Source organism: Streptomyces blattellae (assembly GCF_009709555.1).
GTDB lineage: Bacteria > Actinomycetota > Actinomycetes > Streptomycetales > Streptomycetaceae > Streptomyces > Streptomyces blattellae.
Map to the genome: position 1 here is coordinate 1 of NZ_WJBG01000064.1, position 484 is coordinate 484.

At 64.0% G+C, this 484-nt stretch carries 1 protein-coding gene; it reads left to right on the forward strand.

Going from position 1 to position 484, the window contains the following annotated elements; all coding sequences use genetic code 11:
• Positions 1 to 484: alpha-amylase family glycosyl hydrolase (locus GFH49_RS01460; protein WP_268867458.1), on the forward strand; the 484-nt coding region annotated here is incomplete at both ends.

A 484-nucleotide genomic window follows, 5' to 3' on the forward strand; every position in this document is an offset into this window, starting at 1 on the left:
CGACAAGCAGTTCCAGGACGCCCGGATCATCTTCGTCGACACCGAGGCCTCCAACTGGACCTTCGACCCCGTCCGGGGCCAGTACTTCTTCCACCGTTTCTTCTCCCATCAGCCGGACCTCAACTACGAGAACCCTGCCGTCCAGGAGGAAATCCTGGCCGCCCTCCGCTTCTGGCTGGACCTGGGCATCGACGGCTACCGGCTCGACGCCGTGCCGTATCTGTACGCGGCCGAGGAAACGAACTGCGAGAACCTGCCCGCCACACACGAGTTCCTGAAACGCGTCCGCCGTGACATCGACGCCCACTATCCGGACACCGTGCTGCTGGCCGAGGCGAACCAGTGGCCGGAGGACGTCGTCGACTACTTCGGCGACTACGCGTCGGGCGGCGACGAATGCCATATGGCCTTCCATTTCCCCGTGATGCCCCGGATCTTCATGGCGGTACGCCGGGAATCCCGCTACCCCGTCTCCGAAATCCTC